Below are 16,265 nucleotides of genomic sequence, written 5' to 3' on the forward strand. Positions count from 1 at the left end.
GCCGACCTACATATTCCGGAACAAACTCATGAACGGCTGGCTCACGGCCAGGGTTTCCGGCCGCGTCTTCAGGCGCAGGGCGCCGCGTCCCACCTCGTCGCGCGTCACCGACGCCACCATCTTCATGTTGACGATGGTGGAGCGGTGGATCTGCTTGAAAATGGCCGGGTCGAGCACGTCGAGCAGTTCGCGGATCGGCTTGCGCAGCAGCGCCTCGCCGTCGGCCGTCATGACGGCCGTGTACTTGGTGTCGGATTGAAAATAGGCGATGTCTTCCACCATGATCAGACGCGTATCCTTGCCGCTGCTGGCCGTCAGCCACACCAGCGGCGGCGACTTGGCCGCCGCCGGCAAGGCGCTGCTCAATTGCTGCAGCAGGCCGGCCAGCGCGCCGTCGCCCGCCCGGGCCTTGCCGGTCCGCGCCCGCACGCGCTGCAGGGTCGCCTGCAGGCGCTCGCGGGCGACCGGTTTCAACAAATAATCGACGGCGCCCTTGTCGAAGGCGTCGATCGCGTACTGGTCGTAGGCCGTGACAAACACCACCTGCGTGGCGGGACTCGCTTCGAGCGCGCCGCCCGCCACTTCCAGCCCCGTCAGGCCCGGCATGCGGATATCGAGGAAAGCGACGTCGGGCTTGCGCGTGGCGATGGCCTCGAGCGCCGTGCCGCCGTCGTCGCAGGCGGCGACGATGCGCAGTGCCGGCCACTCTTCGGCCAGCAGGGCCACGAGCGCATCGCGCAGCAGGGTTTCATCTTCGGCGACGACGCAAGTCATTTCAGGCGGATGCATACGACACTCCTTGCGCCGTGCTGTCCGGCACCGTGATGGTGGCCGTCACGCCGTCGGGGAAGTTGGCGACGATGGCAAACGCGGCGGCATTGCCGTAGGTCAGGCGCAGGCGCTCGCGCACATTGCGCAGGCCAATGCCCGTGCCGGCGCCGTCGTCGCTGAAACCCTTGCCGTCGTCGGCCACCGTGACGATCACCGTGCCATTGCCGCTGCGCGCCATGATCCAGATGGTACCGCCGCCGCTTTTCGGCTCCAGGCCATGCTTGATGGCGTTTTCCACCAGGGTTTGCAGCATCATCGGCGGCAGCTCCACCTGGCGCAGGTATTGCGGTACCTCGATCTGCAGGTTCAGACGCTCGCCCATGCGGATTTTCAGGATGTCGAGGTAGGCGCGCGCCCGTTCCAGCTCCGTGCCCAGGGTCGACATGGCTTGCTCCGTGCGCGGCAGCGAGTGGCGCAGGTACAGGATCAGGTTGCCCAGCATCGCGTCGGCGCGCACGGGGTCGCTGCGCGTGAGCAGCTGCGCGCTGGCCAGCGTGTTGTACAGGAAGTGCGGCTCGACCTGCGCATGCAGCAGGCTCAGTTTGGCCACCGTCAGTTCCTTTTCCGTCACCGTCTGGCGCGCCTCGGCCTGCTCGCCGCGGCGGCGCTGCGCCACCCGGCGCGTGATGGCCCGCGTCACCGCCTCCGCGTTTTCCAGGTTGCTGCCATGGTCGACGAGGAACCAGTCGGTCCACGCATTGCGCGCCGGCTCGCAGATCAGGGTCACGCTGCCCGCCTCGCCATTCGGCGTGACGGTGGCGAGGATCTGATTCGGCCGCGGCTCGAGGAAACCCAGCACGCGCATGCGGGGCAAGCCCGTATGCGTGTACGGCGCCGCGCGGCGCACGCGCGCCTGCACCTGCAGGCTGTCGCGCGCGCTTTCCACCACTTCGCTGCCCGGCAGTTCGCGGATGGCCGCATCGACCATGTCGAACGCTTCGCCCGCCTCGAACGGAATCTCGATCTGGCGCCGCTGGCGGCTCGACAGGGTGGCGGCATTGACGGCGCCGGCGATCAGGCGCACGCGGCGCACGTGCGAAAACGCATTCGTGACGACGGCGCAGGCCAGCAAGGCGCCGATGATGACAAAGAAGCCTTCCGTATTCCCAAAGAGATAGCGCAGAAAGTTCTCGACCAGGATCGCCGTGGCGATGATGTACGTGAGCATCGCGGCCAGGGTGAGGCGCAGGATAAAGAAAAGGCTGGTCATGATTTTTCCTTGGGTATTGAAGTGAGGCCAAGCATAGCGATCGGCGCCGGCGGCGGTGGCCATTATGCGATGGAAGCCCCATAGTGGCGACAAAGGCAAGAAAATAAAGCACAAATCCGCATCGCCTGAAAATAAAATCGCTTGCAATTAAATAGTGCGCGATATATATTGCACACATGGACGCCGGAATTGCTTCTTCAGACGGGCATCCTGGGGCCACGGCCCGCGAAACAAGTAGCACACTATTTAGTAGTCACCTATTTATCCACCTAAAGGAAACCATCATGTCGATCAAACAAGTCCTGTACCGCGCGCAAGCCACCGCCACCGGAGGCCGCGAAGGCCGTGCCGTGTCGTCCGACAATGTGCTGGACGTCAAGCTGACGACGCCAAAAGAACTGGGCGGCAATGGCGCCGTCGGCACCAATCCGGAACAACTGTTCGCCGCCGGCTACTCGGCCTGCTTCATCGGCGCCATGAAATTCGTCGGCGGCCGCGACAAGATCGCCGTGCCGGCGGACCTGTCGATCGAAGGCAACGTCGGCATCGGCGCCATCGAGACGGGCTTCGGCATCGAAGTGGAACTGAAAATCTCGCTGCCGGGCATGGACCGCGCCGCCGCCGAAGCGCTGGTCGCCGCCGCCCACATCGTGTGCCCCTACTCGAACGCCACGCGCGGCAACATCGACGTCACGCTGACGATCGTGTAATCCACGCTGCACGCACTGTAACTCCCCGGCCGCGCCTTGGCGCCGCCGGGGCTTTTTTTTAGCGCAGCGCCTGCAGCAGCTTGTCTGCCAGGGCCGGCGCCGAGGCGGGATTCTGTCCCGTGATCAACTCGCGGTCGACCACTACATTGCTGGTCCACGGCGCCTGGTTCTGCACATATTGCGCGCCGGCCGCCTGCAAGCCCGACTGCGGATAGAACTTCATCAATCCGCCCTTCAGCGCGCCCTGCGCCGCCAGCTCTTCCTCATTGCTGATCACCGTCATGCGGTAGCCCTTGTAGATCCAGTCAGCCGGCGTGGGCGGCGTCCGGCCCGCTTCCAGCGCGGCCGTAAACTGCGCCGCCTGCGGCAGGGCCGACAGCAGTGCGATGGGACCATGGCACAGCAGCGCCGTCGGCTTGCCGTCCGCGTGGAACTGGCGCAGCAAGGCGCCCAGGCTGGCGTCCTTCAATAAGTCCTGCATGGGCGCGTGGCCGCCCGGCACCAGCACGGCCGCATAGTGGCCATAGCCGATCTGCTCCACCCGTTTCAGGCTGATCACGGGCGAGCGGCCCGGCACCGTCAGCGCCAGCTGCTCGAGCAAGGCCTTGTGCGCCGCATGGACCGCCGCGTCGCCGCCAAAATACGCGTCCGTATCGGAGCTGGCGTCCAGGGTCGGCGCCTGGCCCTGCGGCGTGGCGAACGTCACCGTGTGGCCCGCGTCGAGCAGCTTTTTCACCGGCTGCATCAGTTCATTCAGATAAAAGCCCGTTTGGAAGACCTTACCGTCGCGCAAGTCGAGATGATTCGCATCCGACAGCACGACGAGGACGTCGGCCGCCTGGGCGGTGGAAAAGGCGGCGAGCAACAGGCTGCTGATCAGTAATTTTTTCATGGTGTGGCCTTTCTGTAGAGAGGACACCAGCATATTCCGAATCAAAATACGGAAAAATGATGAATAATGCACAGTACTGATGCGGAATACGACTGAATGGAGCCGGGATGGATAAATTGCAGGCGATGCAGCTGTTTCGCCGCGTGGCCGAGCTGGGCAGCTTTCGCCGCGCGGCCGATGAACTGGACTTGTCGGCCTCGTACGTGAGCCGGCGCATCGGCCAGCTGGAGCAGGAACTGGGCGGGCGCCTGATGACGCGCACCACGCGCCAGCTGGCCCTGACGGAAACGGGCGCCGCCTATCTCGAGCACTGCCGCAAGCTGCTCGATGAGCTGGCGCAGGCGGAGGACATGGTGGCCCATTCCACGGCGCACGTGACGGGCCGCCTGCGCATCAACGCGCCGCTGACATTGGGCGTGGGCGAGCTGGCCGAAGGCCTGGCCGATTTCATGGCCGACTGGCCCGCGCTGCGCCTGGACGTCGACCTGAAGGATGAATATGTCGACCTGGCGGCCGCCAATTACGACCTGGGCTTTCGCGTCACCACCGCGCTCACCGATTCGAGCTATGTGGCGCGCCACATCCACGACTACCGCCTGCACATCTGCTGCGCGCCCGCCTACCTGGAACGCCACGGCCCCTTGGCCGAACCCACGGACCTGACGCGCCAGCGCTGCTTCATCTACAGCCACGCCCTGTTCGGCAGCCGCTGGCCACTGCGCCATGCGGGGCCGCACAGCGATATCGAAGTGCCGAACTGGGTGCGCACCAACAACACGCTGTTCATGCGCAGCCTGATCCTGCGCGGCCTGGGCATCGGCATCCTGCCCACCTTTGTCTGCCGCGAGGAACTGGCCAGCGGCGCCCTGGTCGAGCTGTTTCCGGAAATCGAGCGCCCCAGCCTGGCGCTGTTCGCCATCTACCCGTCGCGCCAGCTGGTGGCGCCCCGCGTGACGCGCTGCATCGAGCACCTGAAGCAGTGGTATGCGCAGCGCTATCCCACGCCGGGGGCGTGAAGCCGGTAAAATCACGGCCACTCTCAATCAAGGATGAACCATGATCAGCTGGCAATGGAACACGTTCGACGAACTCGGCCCCCACGATTTGTACCAGGTGCTGGCCTTGCGCCAGCGCGTGTTCGTCATCGAACAGCAGTGCATTTATCCGGACCTGGACGGCCATGACCAGCAGGCGATGCACTTGCTGGGCTGGCAAACGGCCGATGGCCAGCGCCGGCTGGCCGCCTACCTGCGCGTGCTGGCGCCGGGCGCCAAGTATGTGGAAATGTCGCTGGGCCGCGTGCTGACGGCGCCCGAGGCGCGCAGCAGCGGCGCCGGCAAGCAGTTGTTGCTTGAGGGCATCGCGCGGGCCGAGCGCCAGCATCCGGGCCACGCCATTCGCATCGGCGCGCAGCACTATCTGGAACGCTTTTATCAATCGTTCGGCTTTGTCACCGTCAGCGCGCCGTATGACGAAGACGGCATCCAGCACGTCGACATGCTGCGCGCGGAGCCAGCGGCATGACGACGGCCTTGATTTCCTGGAGCGGCGGCAAGGATTCCTGCCTGGCCCTGTGGCGCGCCCGCAACGCCGGCATGGACGTGCCGCTGTTGATCACGGCCATGGATGAAGATGGCCGCAAGTCGCGCTCGCACGGCGTGCCGCCCGAGTTGCTCGAAGCGCAGGCGGCCAGCCTGGGCGCGCGCCTGCAGCGCTATCACGCCAGCTGGGCCAGCTATGAAAAACAGTTCGTCGCCACGCTGCGCGCGGCCAAGGCCGAGGGCATCGAGCACGCCATCTTCGGCGACATCGACCTGCAGCCGCACCGCGACTGGGAAGAAAAAGTCTGCGCGGTCGCCGGCCTGACGGCGCACCTGCCGCTGTGGGGCGAAGCGCGGCGCGCGCTGGTCGACGAATTTCTCGCCGCCGGCTTCAAGGCTATCGTCGTGTGCATCAATGGCCAGCATCTGCCACGCGAATTTTGCGGGCGCGAGTTCGACGCCGCCTTTTTGGCCGACCTGCCGCCCGGCGTCGATGCCTGCGGCGAAAACGGCGAATTCCACACCTTCGTCTACGACGGCCCCGCCTTCAGCGCCCCCGTGGCGCTGCGCCGCACGCAAGTGCTGCAATATGACGCGCCGGCCAAGCTGGGCGGCGCCACGTATTACTTCCAGGAGCTGGCGCCCGCTTAAACCGGCCAGCAAAGCAAAAAGGGCGATTCCGTGGAATCGCCCTTTTCATGTGCGCTGCGCGTACTTATTTTTTCGTCACGCTCACCAGCTTGATCTCGAACAGCAAGCCGGCGTAGCCAGGAATCTTCGGCGCGCTGCCGGCCTTGCCATAACCGAGGTCATACGGAATGGCCAGGGTGCGCGTGCCGCCGACCTGCATGCCGACCAGGCCGCGGTCCCAGCCCAGGATGACCCGGCCGACACCCAGAGGGAAAGTAAAACCGCTGCCTGCCGGGCTCGCATCGAACTGCACGCCCTTGTTGCCCGGCTTGCTTGCGTCATACAGCCAGCCCGTGTAAGTCACCAGCAAGGTGTCGCCCGCTGCCGCCGCCGTGCCGGTGCCGGTCACCGTATCGGTAATGGTCAGTTCTTTCACTTGCGTATTCGGATCGAGCACGACCGGTTTCTCGGTGTTGGCAGCGGCACCGCAAGCGGTCAGGGCCACGGCGCAAGCGAGGGTGGCGATCATTTGAAATACCGATTTCATGGTTTCCCTTTAAATATTGGTGTGTGGCTCAGCCCGTACGGTGCGGACCAGTGCGAGCAGCAGTTTAACAGGAGTCGCGCAGCCAATTTGTAAGCAGACGTAAGCACGGCGGAAGATTGCGCAACAATACAACATTGTCACAACAACCATTCCGCCGCACTGTCGCGTCTAGATTTCCACCTGCGTGCCCAGTTCGATTACCCGGTTGCTCGGGATCTGATAGTAGTCGGCCGCCGTGCGCGCATTGCGCGACATGGTGACGAACAGGTGCTCGCGCCACGGCATCATGCCGGCGCCCGGCGTCGAGATGATAGTCTGGCGCGCGATAAAGAACGACGTTTCCATCATCTCGAAGTCCAGTCCCTGCTGCGCGCACTGCGCCAGCGCAGCCGGAATGTCCGGTTCATCCTTGAAGCCGTAATGCACGTTGACCTGGTAGCACTGGTGGCCCAGCTCCACCACGCGCACGCGCTCCGATGGCGCCACCCACGGCTCTTCATGCATGAAGACGGTGAGGAAAATCACGCGCTCGTGCAGAACCTTGTTATGCAGCAAGTTATGCAGCAGCGCATGCGGCACGCCATCCGTTTCGCCACGCAGGAAGATGGCCGTGCCGGGGACGCGCAGCGGCGGCGCGATGAACAGCGACGAAAGGAAATCGTTGAGCGGAATCGCATGCTTTTCCAGGTTCTGGAACACCAGCTGGCGGCCCCGTTTCCAGGTCAGCATGACGATGAACAAGATCGAACCCAGCAGCAGCGGGAACCAGCCGCCGTGGAACAGTTTCAAGGCGGTCGCCGACACCAGGTTGATGTCGATGATCAGGAAAAAGCCCGTGGCGGCCCAGCACAGGGCCAGGTTCATCTTCCAGCGGTAACGGATGACGAAGAAGGTCAGGATGGTGGTCGACAGCATCGTGGCCGTGACCGCAATGCCGTAGGCGGCGGCCAGGTTTTCCGAGGAGCCGAAGCCGATGACGGCCAGCAGCACCACGGCCAGCTGCAGCCAGTTCACGGCGGGGATGTAGATCTGCCCGATTTCGCTTTCCGACGTGTGGCGCACGCGCATGCGCGGCAGGAAACCCAGCGCGATCGCTTGCTTGGTCATCGAGAAGGTGCCGGAAATGGTGGCCTGCGAGGCGATCACGGTAGCCATGGTCGACAAAATCACCAGCGGATACACGCTCCACGCGCCCAGCTGCTGGTAAAACGGATTCGAGACGGCTTCGGGATGGGCCAGCAGCAAGCCACCCTGGCCCAGGTAGTTCAGCGCCAGCGCGGGGAAGGCGATCAGGAACCAGGCCAGGCGGATCGGTTTCTTGCCGAAGTGGCCCATGTCGGCGTACAGCGCCTCGGCACCCGTCAGCGCCAGCACCACGGCGCCCAGGGCGACGAAGGCAACGAAGCCGTTATTCATCAGGAAGGTCGCCGCGTGCAGGGGATTGAGTGCGGCCAGGACGGCGGGCGACTTGATGATGTTGACCACGCCCATGCCCGCCAGCGCGGCAAACCACAGCACCATGACGGGGGCAAAATAGCGGCCGATGCCGGCCGTGCCGTGCGACTGCACGGAATACAGGCCCACCAGCACGGCGATGGTCAGCGGCACCACGTAGGGACTGAAGGCGGGCGTGGCCACTTCCAGGCCTTCGATCGCCGACAGCACGGAAATGGCCGGCGTGATCACGCTGTCGCCATAGAACAGGGTGGCGCCAAAGACGCCGATCACCATCAGCGGAAAATGCCAGCGCGACAGGCGGCTGACGGACGACAGCACCAGCGCCATCAGGGCCATGATGCCGCCCTCGCCGCGGTTGTCGGCGCGCAGCACCAGGGTCACGTACTTGAGCGAGACGATCAGCGTCAGGCCCCAGAAAATCAGCGAAACGATGCCCAGCAAATTCTCGGGCGAGAGCGCCAGGCCGTGGGCCGGGTCGAAGACCGTCTTCAGGGTGTACAGCGGGCTGGTGCCGATATCGCCGTAAACGATCCCGACGGCCGCCAGCGTCAAGCCGGCCAGGCCGCTTTTTTTATGTTCCGACGTCAAGATTGCACCCGTTTTTGTTTTGTTGCATCGCACAATATGATAGGTATTAGCAAATAGCAAGAGTATTTTTGCATGGTTACGGGCTGCCCCAAAGTCGTGGTTTTGTGCCGCTCCGCCTTGCTGCGCGGGCTTGCGGCCATTGATTTGTTGCCATTCTACGCTTCGCCAGCGGCGCCGGGCAGCCCCCGATGTTTTCAGCCATAATGACAGACTGTCTACTCTCCAGCGAAGCCCATCATGAATCCAGGCATGTTGTACGCCTCCCTCGCCTTCCTGTGCTGGGGCCTGTTTCCCCTGTATTTCCACGCCATCGGCGAGATTGCACCACAGGAAATCCTGGCGCACCGCATGGTCTGGTCGCTGTTGTTTCTAGGCATCGTGCTGACCGTGCGCCGCCAGTGGAGCTGGCTGGGCGCCCTGAAAGGCCAGCCGCAGGTGGTGGCCAGCTTCGTCGCCAGCGCGTTTTTGCTGTCCGCCAACTGGTTCATCTATATCTGGGCCGTCAACAACGGCCACGTGGTCGACGCCAGCCTCGGCTACTTCATTACGCCCCTGATCAATGTCATGCTGGGCTTTTTGCTGCTGCACGAACGCCTGCGCCGCCTGCAGTGGCTGGCCATCGGCCTGGCCGCCTGCGGCGTGGCCTGGCTCACTTGGCAGGCGGGGCAAGTACCATGGATCGCCCTGCTGCTGGCCGCCACGTTCGGCGGCTATGGCTTGCTGCGCAAGACGGCCGCGCTGGGCGCGCTGGAAGGCTTGTCGTTCGAAACCCTGATTTTATTTCCCCTGGCGCTGGCCTACATGCTGTGGCTGGCCTGGCATGGCCAGAGCGGCTTCGTCAATACGGATTCCACCGCCACGCGCGCGCTGCTGCTGGCGTCCGGCCCCATCACGGCCATTCCCCTGCTGCTGTTCGCCGCCGGCGCGCGCCGCCTGCCGCTGGCCGTGCTGGGGCTATTGCAATACATCGCCCCCACGGGCCAGCTCCTGATCGGCGTATGGGTCTTCCACGAATCGTTCACGCCCGAACGCATGCTGGGCTTCCTCGTCATCTGGACGGCGCTGGGCCTGTATGCGGCCGAAGGCCTGTGGAGTAGCCGCCGCGCGCGCCTGGCCGCCTGATCGGTCCGTTCCGGCAGCGCGCAGCGCTGGCCGGAAGCGGGCGTTTACCGTATCCTGTCCGTCTTTGTATATCACCCGAGATTTCTAATGGCAAATTACGTCTACACCATGAATCGCGTGGGCAAAATCGTCCCGCCCAAGCGCCAGATTCTGAAAGATATTTCCCTCTCCTTCTTCCCAGGCGCGAAGATCGGCGTGCTGGGCCTGAACGGCTCCGGCAAATCGACCCTGCTGAAAATCATGGCAGGCATCGACACCGACATCCAGGGCGAAGCCGTGCCGATGCCGGGCCTGAACATCGGCTACCTGCCGCAGGAACCGCAGCTGGACCCGGCAAAAACCGTGCGCCAGGAAGTCGAGTCGGGCCTGGGCGAAGTGTTTGAAGCGCAAGCCAAGCTGGAAGCCGTGTACGCCGCATATGCCGAGGAAGACGCCGATTTCGACGCCCTGGCCACGGAACAGGCACGCCTGGAAGCGATCATCTCGACCTCCGACGGCGGCAATCTGAATCTGCAGCTGGAAATGGCCGCCGACGCGCTGCGCCTGCCGCCGTGGGACGCCACCATCGGCGTGCTGTCCGGCGGCGAAAAGCGCCGCGTGGCGCTGTGCAAGCTGCTGCTGTCGAAACCGGACATGCTGCTGCTCGACGAGCCGACCAACCATCTGGATGCGGAATCGGTCGACTGGCTGGAACAATTCCTGCTGCGCTTCCCCGGCACCGTGGTGGCCATCACCCATGACCGCTACTTCCTCGACAACGCGGCCGAGTGGATCCTGGAGCTGGACCGCGGCCACGGCATTCCATGGAAGGGCAACTACTCGACCTGGCTGGACCAGAAGCAAGCCCGCCTGAAGCAGGAAGAAGCGACGGAATCGGCGCGCCAGAAAGCGCTGCAGAAGGAATTGGAATGGTCGCGCCAGAACCCGAAAGCGCGTCAGGCCAAGTCGAAAGCCCGCCTGGCCCGCTTCAACGAGCTGTCCGAGCACGAATACCAGAAGCGCAACGAAACGCAGGAGATCTTCATTCCCGTGGCAGAGCGCCTGGGCAATGAAGTCATCGAGTTCAAGAACGTGTCGAAAGCGTTCGGCGACCGTTTGCTGATCGATAACCTGAGCTTTACCGTGCCGCCAGGCGCCATCGTCGGCATCATCGGCCCCAACGGCGCCGGTAAGTCGACCCTGTTCAAGATGATCACCGGCAAGGAAACGCCGGACAGCGGCGAAGTGGCCATCGGCCAGACGGCGCGCGTGTCCATCGTCGACCAGAACCGCGATAGTCTCGCTGACAACAAATCCGTGTTCGAAGACGTCTCCGGCGGCGCCGACATGCTGACGGTCGGCCGCTTCGAAATGCCGTCGCGCGCCTACCTGGGCCGCTTCAACTTCAAGGGCTCGGACCAGCAAAAGCAAGTGGGCAACCTGTCCGGCGGTGAACGCGGCCGTCTGCATCTGGCGAAAACCCTGCTGATGGGCGGCAACGTCCTGCTGCTCGATGAACCGTCGAACGATCTGGACGTGGAAACCTTGCGCGCGCTGGAAGACGCCCTGCTGGAATTTGCCGGCAGCGTCATGGTCATTTCCCATGATCGCTGGTTCCTCGACCGTATCGCCACGCACATCCTGGCGTTCGAAGGCAATTCGCAGGTCACCTTCTTTGACGGAAACTATCAGGAATATGAAGCCGACAAGAAGAAACGCCTGGGCGAAGAAGGCGCGAAACCGAAGCGTATCCGCTACAAGCCATTGACGACGTAATTTATCTCTGGCAATGCAAAAAGGCAGTTACCTCGCGGTAACTGCCTTTTTTTTCAGCAAACTTCCAGTAAATTAGAAGTTGTAGCGTGCGCCCAGTGCCAAACCGGTGGCCTTGCGGCCCTGGTCGGCGCTCTTGCCGAAGTGTTCCACTTCCGCCGTCAGCGAGACTTTCTCGTTGATCGCGTACTGGGCACCGACGGAAGCGTACACGCCCGTCTTGTCATTGCCGCTGATGCCGGTCGACAGGCCCGTGCCGCTCAAGCTGTTCTTGACCTTGGCCACGCCGAGCTTGCCGAACACGCCGACTTTGTCGCTCACCGGCATGGTGGCCTTGCCGGCCAGGTAGTAGCCGTGCGAATCGCTTTTCACGGAACCGTTGCCGGCGCCGGTGACATAGCTGTAATCCTTGCTGCCGAAATCGGCGTAGCCGCCCTCGACCGCCCAGGTTTTATCGAAATCGTAACCGGCGAAGATCTTGGCGCCGGCCTTGTAGCCGCTGTGATTATCGGCGCTGGTGGCGCCGGGGATATCGAAGTTGTAGCGGTTGCCCGTGACACCGGCGCCCACATAGGCGCCTTCGGCGTGCGCGGCGCTCATGCCGGTCAGTGCAGTAACGGAAGCGATCATTGCAAACAGGATTTTCTTCTTCATCATGTTCTCTCTCTCAATTAGTGAATGGTGCCTGGATTCGCAGTTCAGCGAAGTGCGATGAGTACACAATAACAGCCGAAAAAAGCTAAGTCTTTCTCCATTGCGTAAGAACTGTGACAAGATGTAAGCGGAAATTGCAAACTGACAATAACCGTAAAATGCGCACCGTTGAACGAACTTAAGCTAGACTTAAGTACATTAACGATTTTCAGTCCGAAGGAGCAGTGCATGCACAAACGCCAGTTTCTCGCCGCCGCCATGGCGGCAGCCACCCTGCCGGCCATCGGCCGGGCGGCGCCCGCCGGCCTGCGCGGTCCTGCCCTGCTGACCGTCACGGGCAGCGTCGACAAGCCGAACCGGGGCCCGTTCGACGCCGTGCGCGACCAGATGATGCACAAGCAGAAAATCAGTTTTGAGCGGGCGCGGGCATTCGACTTTGCGGCGCTGACGAACTTGCCGGCACACACGATTCGCCCCACCCTGGAATACGACGGCAAGGCGCATGCGCTGCGCGGGCCGCTGCTGGTCGATGTCTTGAAGGCGGCGGGCGCACCCGAGGAAGGCGAGGTCCGCCTGCTGCTGCGCGCCGTGGATGGCTATGCGGCGGCGCTGACCATGGCGCAGGCGCGCGCACAGCGTTTTATTGTCGCCACCCACCTCGATGGGCAGCCGATGGCGCTGGGCGGCCTGGGGCCGCTATGGGCGATCCACGACGCGGACCGCATCGCGGCCGTGGCGGCCCTGCCCCTGGCCGAGCGCTTCGCCAGCTGCCCGTGGGCGCTGTATCACATCGGCGTGGAGGCGGGTTGAAGCGGTTGAGATAAATTACGCGTAGGCTTCGGCCATCGACATCACCCGTGGCGCGATGGTAATGCCGTGCTCTTCGAACAGGGCAGTGATGGCCGCCAGGTTGTGCGTGCACTCCTCGGTTTTCCAGCCCTTGAAGATATCCGTGCCATCCTTCTGGAAATGCAGGTCCAGCACCTTGCCCGAATCCTTGTGCAGGTAGGGCGAACTATAGGTGTTCTCGAAACCGAGCGCCTTCAATTGCTCCAGCAAGGCCAGCGGCGGATGGTCGGGATCGGTGGCAAGAAAAATGCCGAAGGTCTTGCCTGGCGGCTTGGCGGCGATGTCGACCTCGTAGATGCCGGGGGCCTTGCTAACGGACGTACTCTTTAAAAATAACATGCAACACTCCCTGCGCGGAATGTCCCGCGCCTGAAACGGGCGGCAAGACAGGGGCGATGCGCAATGATTCCCCTCATCAAATCTTATTGCTAATTTGCATCTTTGTCGACAAATCGGCACTTTTATTTGGTAAGTCGTGGTTATCTTGTCGCGTTCGCCAGCATAAATTGTCAATAAAACCAGTTATCATTGCGCCAATATCCGCCCTGCTGCATACTTTTAGCTTGCCTCACCATGGCCTTCCCGCCTGCCACTACCTCGTCTCCATGCGTCTTCTGTCGATCAAATACCGCCTGCTTATCCTCCTGACCCTGATCCTGGGGGCGGGCTTCATGGCCACCAGCCTGGCCAGCTACCTGGCTTCGCGCCAGGCCATCGAGCACGGCATCGCAGACCAGACCCTGCCGCTGACGGGCGACAATATTTACTCGGAAATCCAGAAGGACATGCTGCGCCCCGTCTTCATCTCCTCGCTGATGGCGCACGACACCTTCGTGCGCGACTGGATACTGGCCGGCGAAAACAAGCCGGAACAGATCGTGCGCTACCTGGCCGAAGTCAAGAAAAAGTACGGCGCCATCACCAGCTTTCTCGTCTCGGACAAGAGCAGCAAATATTATTACGCGGAAGGCACCTTGAAATCCGTCAGTCCGGAGGCGACGCGCGACATCTGGTACTACCGCGTGCGCGCCATGGACAAGACCGACTATGAAACGAATGTCGACGTGGACATGGCCAACCGCGACAGCATGACCATCTTCATCAACCACCGCGTGGTCGATTACGATGGCCAGTTCATCGGCGCCACCGGCATCGGCCTGACCCTGGCCACCATGAGCCACATCATCGACCGCTACCAGGCGCGCTTCCACCGCAACATCTATTTTGTCGATGCCGCCGGCTCCCTGGTGCTGGCAGGCAAGAGCGTGCGCAACGGGCACGGCAACATCCGCAGCCTGCCCGGCGTGAACGCCATTGCCGAGCAGATCATCAACCACCGCAGCGAGCCGACGCATTTGTCGTACCAGCTGGGCCGCGCGCAAATCCTCGTCAACTCGCGTTTCATTCCCGAACTGGGCTGGTACCTGGTGGTCGAGCAAAACGTCAGCGACGAAGTCCAGTCGCTGCAGCGCGTGTTCATCTTCAACCTGGCCATCAGCTTTGGCGTCACCCTGCTGGTACTGCTGCTGACCCTGCTGACGGTGAACCGCTACCAGCGCCGCATCGAGCGCATCGCCTCGACGGATGCGCTGACCGGGCTATTGAACCGCCAGTCGCTGGAATTGCTGTTCCAGCGCGCGATGTTATTGTCCAAACGCAATGAACAGCCGATGTCGGCCATCCTCTTCGACATCGATTTCTTCAAGCGCGTCAACGATACCCACGGCCACCTGTGGGGCGACAAGGTCATCCGTGGCGTGGCGGACGTGGCGCGCGCCACCGTGCGCGAAAGCGACGTCATCACGCGCTGGGGCGGCGAGGAATACCTGGTGCTGCTGAATGACTGCAGCCTGGCCAAAGCGGCGGAAGTGGCGGAAAGCCTGCGCGCCGCCATCGAACGCCACGATTTCGGCCTGCCCGAACCGCGCGTCCCCGTGACGATCAGCCTGGGCGTGACCGAGTACCGGCCAGAGGAAAGCGAATCGGCCTTCTTTTCGCGCGCCGACAGCGCCTTGTACCAGGCCAAGGAGCAGGGCCGCAACCGCCTGCACGCCGCTTAAAGCGCGGACTTGCGCCGGGCCAGGTCCTGCGTGGGCGCCACCAGTGCCCGGTACAACTCGCCCGTGGCCGCATCCCAGCTTTGCACGGCCAGCTGCTGGCGTTGCACGGTAGCCGAATCGCCGCGCGCGATGGGGCCGGACAGCGCGGGCGCGGCCCCCAGGCGAAACACGTTCGCCACCGCTTCCGTCACCAGCGGCTGCGCCAGTTCGCGCGCCACCGGTTCGGGAATGCCGGCCGCCTGGTAGGCGCGCAAGGCCGCGTCGAGCACCGTCACCAGGTAATTGCTGGCGAAGACGGCAGCGGCGTGATACAGGGTCTTGGCGGCCGGATCGATGGGCACGGGGCGCGCGCCGATGGCGATCAAGGCCGGCGTGAGGAAAACCAGCGCCAGCGGGTCGCCTTCCACGCCGCAAAACGTGCCGTCGAAGGTGGCGGCCACCTGCTGCGGGTCGGCGAAGCTGCGGATCGGGTGGGCGCTGGCGACAAAGGCGCCGGCCTGCGTGGCCGCCAGCAGCACGTTCGAGGCCAGCGCACCGCTGCAGTGAAACACGATGGCGCCCGCCTGACGTCCCTCGGCCACCAGCGCCGCGCAGGCCGGGCCGATCTGGTCGTCCGACACGGCCAGCATGGTGACGTCGGCGTGGCGCAAGGCCGCATAACTGTCGACGGGGGTGCCGGCGCCGATGAAGTCCACGGCCGTCTGCGCCGACGCCATCGAGCGCGTCAGCACATCCTGCACCGCAATCCCGTCCACGCCGGCGAACAGACGGCCCAGCACCTTGCCCACGTGGCCGGCGCCGATGATATTCAATGTCACGTTCATGATGATTGTCTAAAAGCTCGATCCCGGCTGGCGCAAAAATTCCACTTCTTCCGGCGTGGAAGCGCGGCCGAGGATGGCGTTGCGGTGCGGGAAGCGGCCGAAGCGGGCGATCACTTCCTGGTGGCGCTCGGCGTAGTCGAGCATGCTGTCAAAACCGGGCTGCGCCTGCGACAAGCGCTGGAACAGCTCGACGGCGCGCGCCTGCATGGCCAGGTCTTCCGCGTGTTCGAACGGTAAATACACGAAGGCGCGCAGCATCGGCGGCAGCTGCTGGTCCAGCCCCTGCTGCGTCATGGCGACGGCCAGCGCCAGCGCCCAGGCGTCGCCGGCAAAGGCGCGCGGCGTGCCGCGGTACACATTGCGCGTAAACTGATCGAGCACGATGAGGCGCGCCAGCGCGCCGTGCGGCGTCGCATCCCATTCACCCAAGCCGCCGGCTATGGCGGCATCGATCAGCGCGCCGAAACGCGCGCGTATCAGCACATCGAAACCGTCATCCTTGCGGAACCATTCCATGCGCGCCTGGCCGTGGCCGGGGTGATCCGGCGGCAGGAACCAGAAATCGAGTACTTTTTGAGCCTGGGGGTCCATGTCCAT

General features: G+C 63.5%; 17 protein-coding genes. 8 read left to right on the forward strand and 9 right to left on the reverse strand.

Going from position 1 to position 16,265, the window contains the following annotated elements; all coding sequences use genetic code 11:
- Nucleotides 1-6 precede the first annotated feature (6 nt).
- Together AC1RBA_RS13550 and AC1RBA_RS13555 are read right to left on the reverse strand one after the other, a co-directional pair.
- Nucleotides 7-789 carry a LytR/AlgR family response regulator transcription factor gene (locus AC1RBA_RS13550; RefSeq protein WP_121670823.1) on the reverse strand — a complete coding sequence of 261 codons (783 nt, stop codon included), beginning with the start codon at nucleotides 787-789 and terminating at the stop codon, nucleotides 7-9.
- Nucleotides 776-2,041 (reverse strand): histidine kinase, encoded by a 1,266-nt coding sequence (locus AC1RBA_RS13555; protein WP_070313092.1) that lies wholly within the window; start codon nucleotides 2,039-2,041, stop codon nucleotides 776-778. Before AC1RBA_RS13555 ends, AC1RBA_RS13550 begins: the two co-directional genes overlap by 14 nt.
- Nucleotides 2,042-2,325: 284 nt before the next feature.
- Between AC1RBA_RS13555 and AC1RBA_RS13560 the strand changes: the two genes are divergently transcribed.
- A complete protein-coding gene (locus AC1RBA_RS13560; protein ID WP_070289401.1) occupies nucleotides 2,326-2,751 on the forward strand; it encodes an organic hydroperoxide resistance protein in 426 nt (141 codons plus the stop codon).
- A gap of 58 nt (nucleotides 2,752-2,809) precedes the next feature.
- Here the strand turns inward: AC1RBA_RS13560 and AC1RBA_RS13565 are convergent, their stop codons facing one another.
- A complete protein-coding gene (locus AC1RBA_RS13565) occupies nucleotides 2,810-3,643 on the reverse strand; it encodes a type 1 glutamine amidotransferase domain-containing protein (RefSeq protein ID WP_492418625.1) in 834 nt (277 codons plus the stop codon).
- A gap of 107 nt (nucleotides 3,644-3,750) precedes the next feature.
- On the opposite strand from AC1RBA_RS13565, the gene AC1RBA_RS13570 reads away from it, so the two are divergent.
- The 3 genes from AC1RBA_RS13570 to AC1RBA_RS13580 are packed head-to-tail and all read left to right on the forward strand — an operon-like array spanning nucleotide 3,751 to nucleotide 5,835.
- Nucleotides 3,751-4,659, forward strand: coding sequence for a LysR family transcriptional regulator (locus AC1RBA_RS13570; protein WP_121670821.1), 909 nt, complete (start codon nucleotides 3,751-3,753; stop codon nucleotides 4,657-4,659).
- Nucleotides 4,660-4,699: 40 nt separating this feature from the next.
- Nucleotides 4,700-5,167, forward strand: coding sequence for a GNAT family N-acetyltransferase (locus tag AC1RBA_RS13575; protein ID WP_070289398.1), 468 nt, complete (start codon nucleotides 4,700-4,702; stop codon nucleotides 5,165-5,167).
- On the forward strand, nucleotides 5,164-5,835 hold the full coding sequence (locus AC1RBA_RS13580; protein ID WP_492418628.1) for a Dph6-related ATP pyrophosphatase: 672 nt from the start codon (nucleotides 5,164-5,166) through the stop codon (nucleotides 5,833-5,835). The genes AC1RBA_RS13575 and AC1RBA_RS13580 overlap by 4 nt, the downstream gene beginning before the upstream one ends.
- A 64-nt stretch (nucleotides 5,836-5,899) precedes the next feature.
- Here the strand turns inward: AC1RBA_RS13580 and AC1RBA_RS13585 are convergent, their stop codons facing one another.
- Both AC1RBA_RS13585 and AC1RBA_RS13590 read right to left on the reverse strand, forming a co-directional pair.
- Entirely contained in the window at nucleotides 5,900-6,361 is a 462-nt protein-coding gene (locus AC1RBA_RS13585; RefSeq protein WP_070218985.1) for an FKBP-type peptidyl-prolyl cis-trans isomerase, read from the reverse strand.
- Nucleotides 6,362-6,529: 168 nt separating this feature from the next.
- On the reverse strand, nucleotides 6,530-8,407 hold the full coding sequence (locus AC1RBA_RS13590) for a potassium transporter Kup (protein ID WP_070313096.1): 1,878 nt from the start codon (nucleotides 8,405-8,407) through the stop codon (nucleotides 6,530-6,532).
- 237 nt (nucleotides 8,408-8,644) lie between these two features.
- Here AC1RBA_RS13590 and rarD point away from each other — a divergent pair, with 237 nt between their 5' ends.
- Nucleotides 8,645-9,529, forward strand: coding sequence for an EamA family transporter RarD (rarD, locus tag AC1RBA_RS13595; protein ID WP_070218983.1), 885 nt, complete (start codon nucleotides 8,645-8,647; stop codon nucleotides 9,527-9,529).
- 87 nt (nucleotides 9,530-9,616) lie between these two features.
- Nucleotides 9,617-11,284, forward strand: coding sequence for an energy-dependent translational throttle protein EttA (gene ettA / locus AC1RBA_RS13600; protein WP_034752850.1), 1,668 nt, complete (start codon nucleotides 9,617-9,619; stop codon nucleotides 11,282-11,284).
- A gap of 72 nt (nucleotides 11,285-11,356) precedes the next feature.
- Here the strand turns inward: ettA and AC1RBA_RS13605 are convergent, their stop codons facing one another.
- Nucleotides 11,357-11,938 (reverse strand): porin family protein, encoded by a 582-nt coding sequence (locus AC1RBA_RS13605; protein ID WP_070218982.1) that lies wholly within the window; start codon nucleotides 11,936-11,938, stop codon nucleotides 11,357-11,359.
- A gap of 225 nt (nucleotides 11,939-12,163) precedes the next feature.
- Here AC1RBA_RS13605 and AC1RBA_RS13610 point away from each other — a divergent pair, with 225 nt between their 5' ends.
- On the forward strand, nucleotides 12,164-12,745 hold the full coding sequence (locus AC1RBA_RS13610; protein ID WP_070218981.1) for a putative pterin-binding protein: 582 nt from the start codon (nucleotides 12,164-12,166) through the stop codon (nucleotides 12,743-12,745).
- Nucleotides 12,746-12,760: 15 nt separating this feature from the next.
- Here the strand turns inward: AC1RBA_RS13610 and AC1RBA_RS13615 are convergent, their stop codons facing one another.
- Nucleotides 12,761-13,123: a hypothetical protein gene (locus tag AC1RBA_RS13615; RefSeq protein ID WP_070218980.1), complete on the reverse strand. Its 363-nt coding sequence runs from the start codon at nucleotides 13,121-13,123 to the stop codon at nucleotides 12,761-12,763.
- Nucleotides 13,124-13,347: 224 nt separating this feature from the next.
- Between AC1RBA_RS13615 and AC1RBA_RS13620 the strand changes: the two genes are divergently transcribed.
- Nucleotides 13,348-14,844 (forward strand): sensor domain-containing diguanylate cyclase, encoded by a 1,497-nt coding sequence (locus tag AC1RBA_RS13620; RefSeq protein ID WP_492402440.1) that lies wholly within the window; start codon nucleotides 13,348-13,350, stop codon nucleotides 14,842-14,844.
- On the opposite strand, the gene AC1RBA_RS13625 is transcribed toward AC1RBA_RS13620, so the two are convergent.
- Both AC1RBA_RS13625 and AC1RBA_RS13630 read right to left on the reverse strand, forming a co-directional pair.
- On the reverse strand, nucleotides 14,841-15,668 hold the full coding sequence (locus AC1RBA_RS13625; RefSeq protein ID WP_070289392.1) for a Rossmann-like and DUF2520 domain-containing protein: 828 nt from the start codon (nucleotides 15,666-15,668) through the stop codon (nucleotides 14,841-14,843). The genes AC1RBA_RS13620 and AC1RBA_RS13625 overlap by 4 nt on opposite strands.
- A gap of 9 nt (nucleotides 15,669-15,677) precedes the next feature.
- Entirely contained in the window at nucleotides 15,678-16,265 is a 588-nt protein-coding gene (locus AC1RBA_RS13630) for a DUF924 family protein (protein ID WP_492418630.1), read from the reverse strand.

The organism is Janthinobacterium sp. GW823-FHT03B06 (genome assembly GCF_058796955.1).

What these genes read in the sequence shown, in the direction of transcription:
- AC1RBA_RS13570 (WP_121670821.1), top strand. Translation starts at nt 3,751, where the DNA reads ATGGATAAATTGCAGGCGATGCAGCTGTTTCGCCGCGTGGCCGAGCTG.
- AC1RBA_RS13580 (WP_492418628.1), top strand. Translation starts at nt 5,164, where the DNA reads ATGACGACGGCCTTGATTTCCTGGAGCGGCGGCAAGGATTCCTGCCTG.
- AC1RBA_RS13550 (WP_121670823.1), bottom strand. Translation starts at nt 789, where the DNA reads ATGCATCCGCCTGAAATGACTTGCGTCGTCGCCGAAGATGAAACCCTG.
- AC1RBA_RS13575 (WP_070289398.1), top strand. Translation starts at nt 4,700, where the DNA reads ATGATCAGCTGGCAATGGAACACGTTCGACGAACTCGGCCCCCACGAT.
- AC1RBA_RS13630 (WP_492418630.1), bottom strand. Translation starts at nt 16,265, where the DNA reads ATGGACATGGACCCCCAGGCTCAAAAAGTACTCGATTTCTGGTTCCTG.
- AC1RBA_RS13610 (WP_070218981.1), top strand. Translation starts at nt 12,164, where the DNA reads ATGCACAAACGCCAGTTTCTCGCCGCCGCCATGGCGGCAGCCACCCTG.
- ettA (WP_034752850.1), top strand. Translation starts at nt 9,617, where the DNA reads ATGGCAAATTACGTCTACACCATGAATCGCGTGGGCAAAATCGTCCCG.
- rarD (WP_070218983.1), top strand. Translation starts at nt 8,645, where the DNA reads ATGAATCCAGGCATGTTGTACGCCTCCCTCGCCTTCCTGTGCTGGGGC.
- AC1RBA_RS13560 (WP_070289401.1), top strand. Translation starts at nt 2,326, where the DNA reads ATGTCGATCAAACAAGTCCTGTACCGCGCGCAAGCCACCGCCACCGGA.
- AC1RBA_RS13615 (WP_070218980.1), bottom strand. Translation starts at nt 13,123, where the DNA reads ATGTTATTTTTAAAGAGTACGTCCGTTAGCAAGGCCCCCGGCATCTAC.
- AC1RBA_RS13605 (WP_070218982.1), bottom strand. Translation starts at nt 11,938, where the DNA reads ATGATGAAGAAGAAAATCCTGTTTGCAATGATCGCTTCCGTTACTGCA.
- AC1RBA_RS13565 (WP_492418625.1), bottom strand. Translation starts at nt 3,643, where the DNA reads ATGAAAAAATTACTGATCAGCAGCCTGTTGCTCGCCGCCTTTTCCACC.
- AC1RBA_RS13625 (WP_070289392.1), bottom strand. Translation starts at nt 15,668, where the DNA reads ATGAACGTGACATTGAATATCATCGGCGCCGGCCACGTGGGCAAGGTG.
- AC1RBA_RS13585 (WP_070218985.1), bottom strand. Translation starts at nt 6,361, where the DNA reads ATGAAATCGGTATTTCAAATGATCGCCACCCTCGCTTGCGCCGTGGCC.
- AC1RBA_RS13555 (WP_070313092.1), bottom strand. Translation starts at nt 2,041, where the DNA reads ATGACCAGCCTTTTCTTTATCCTGCGCCTCACCCTGGCCGCGATGCTC.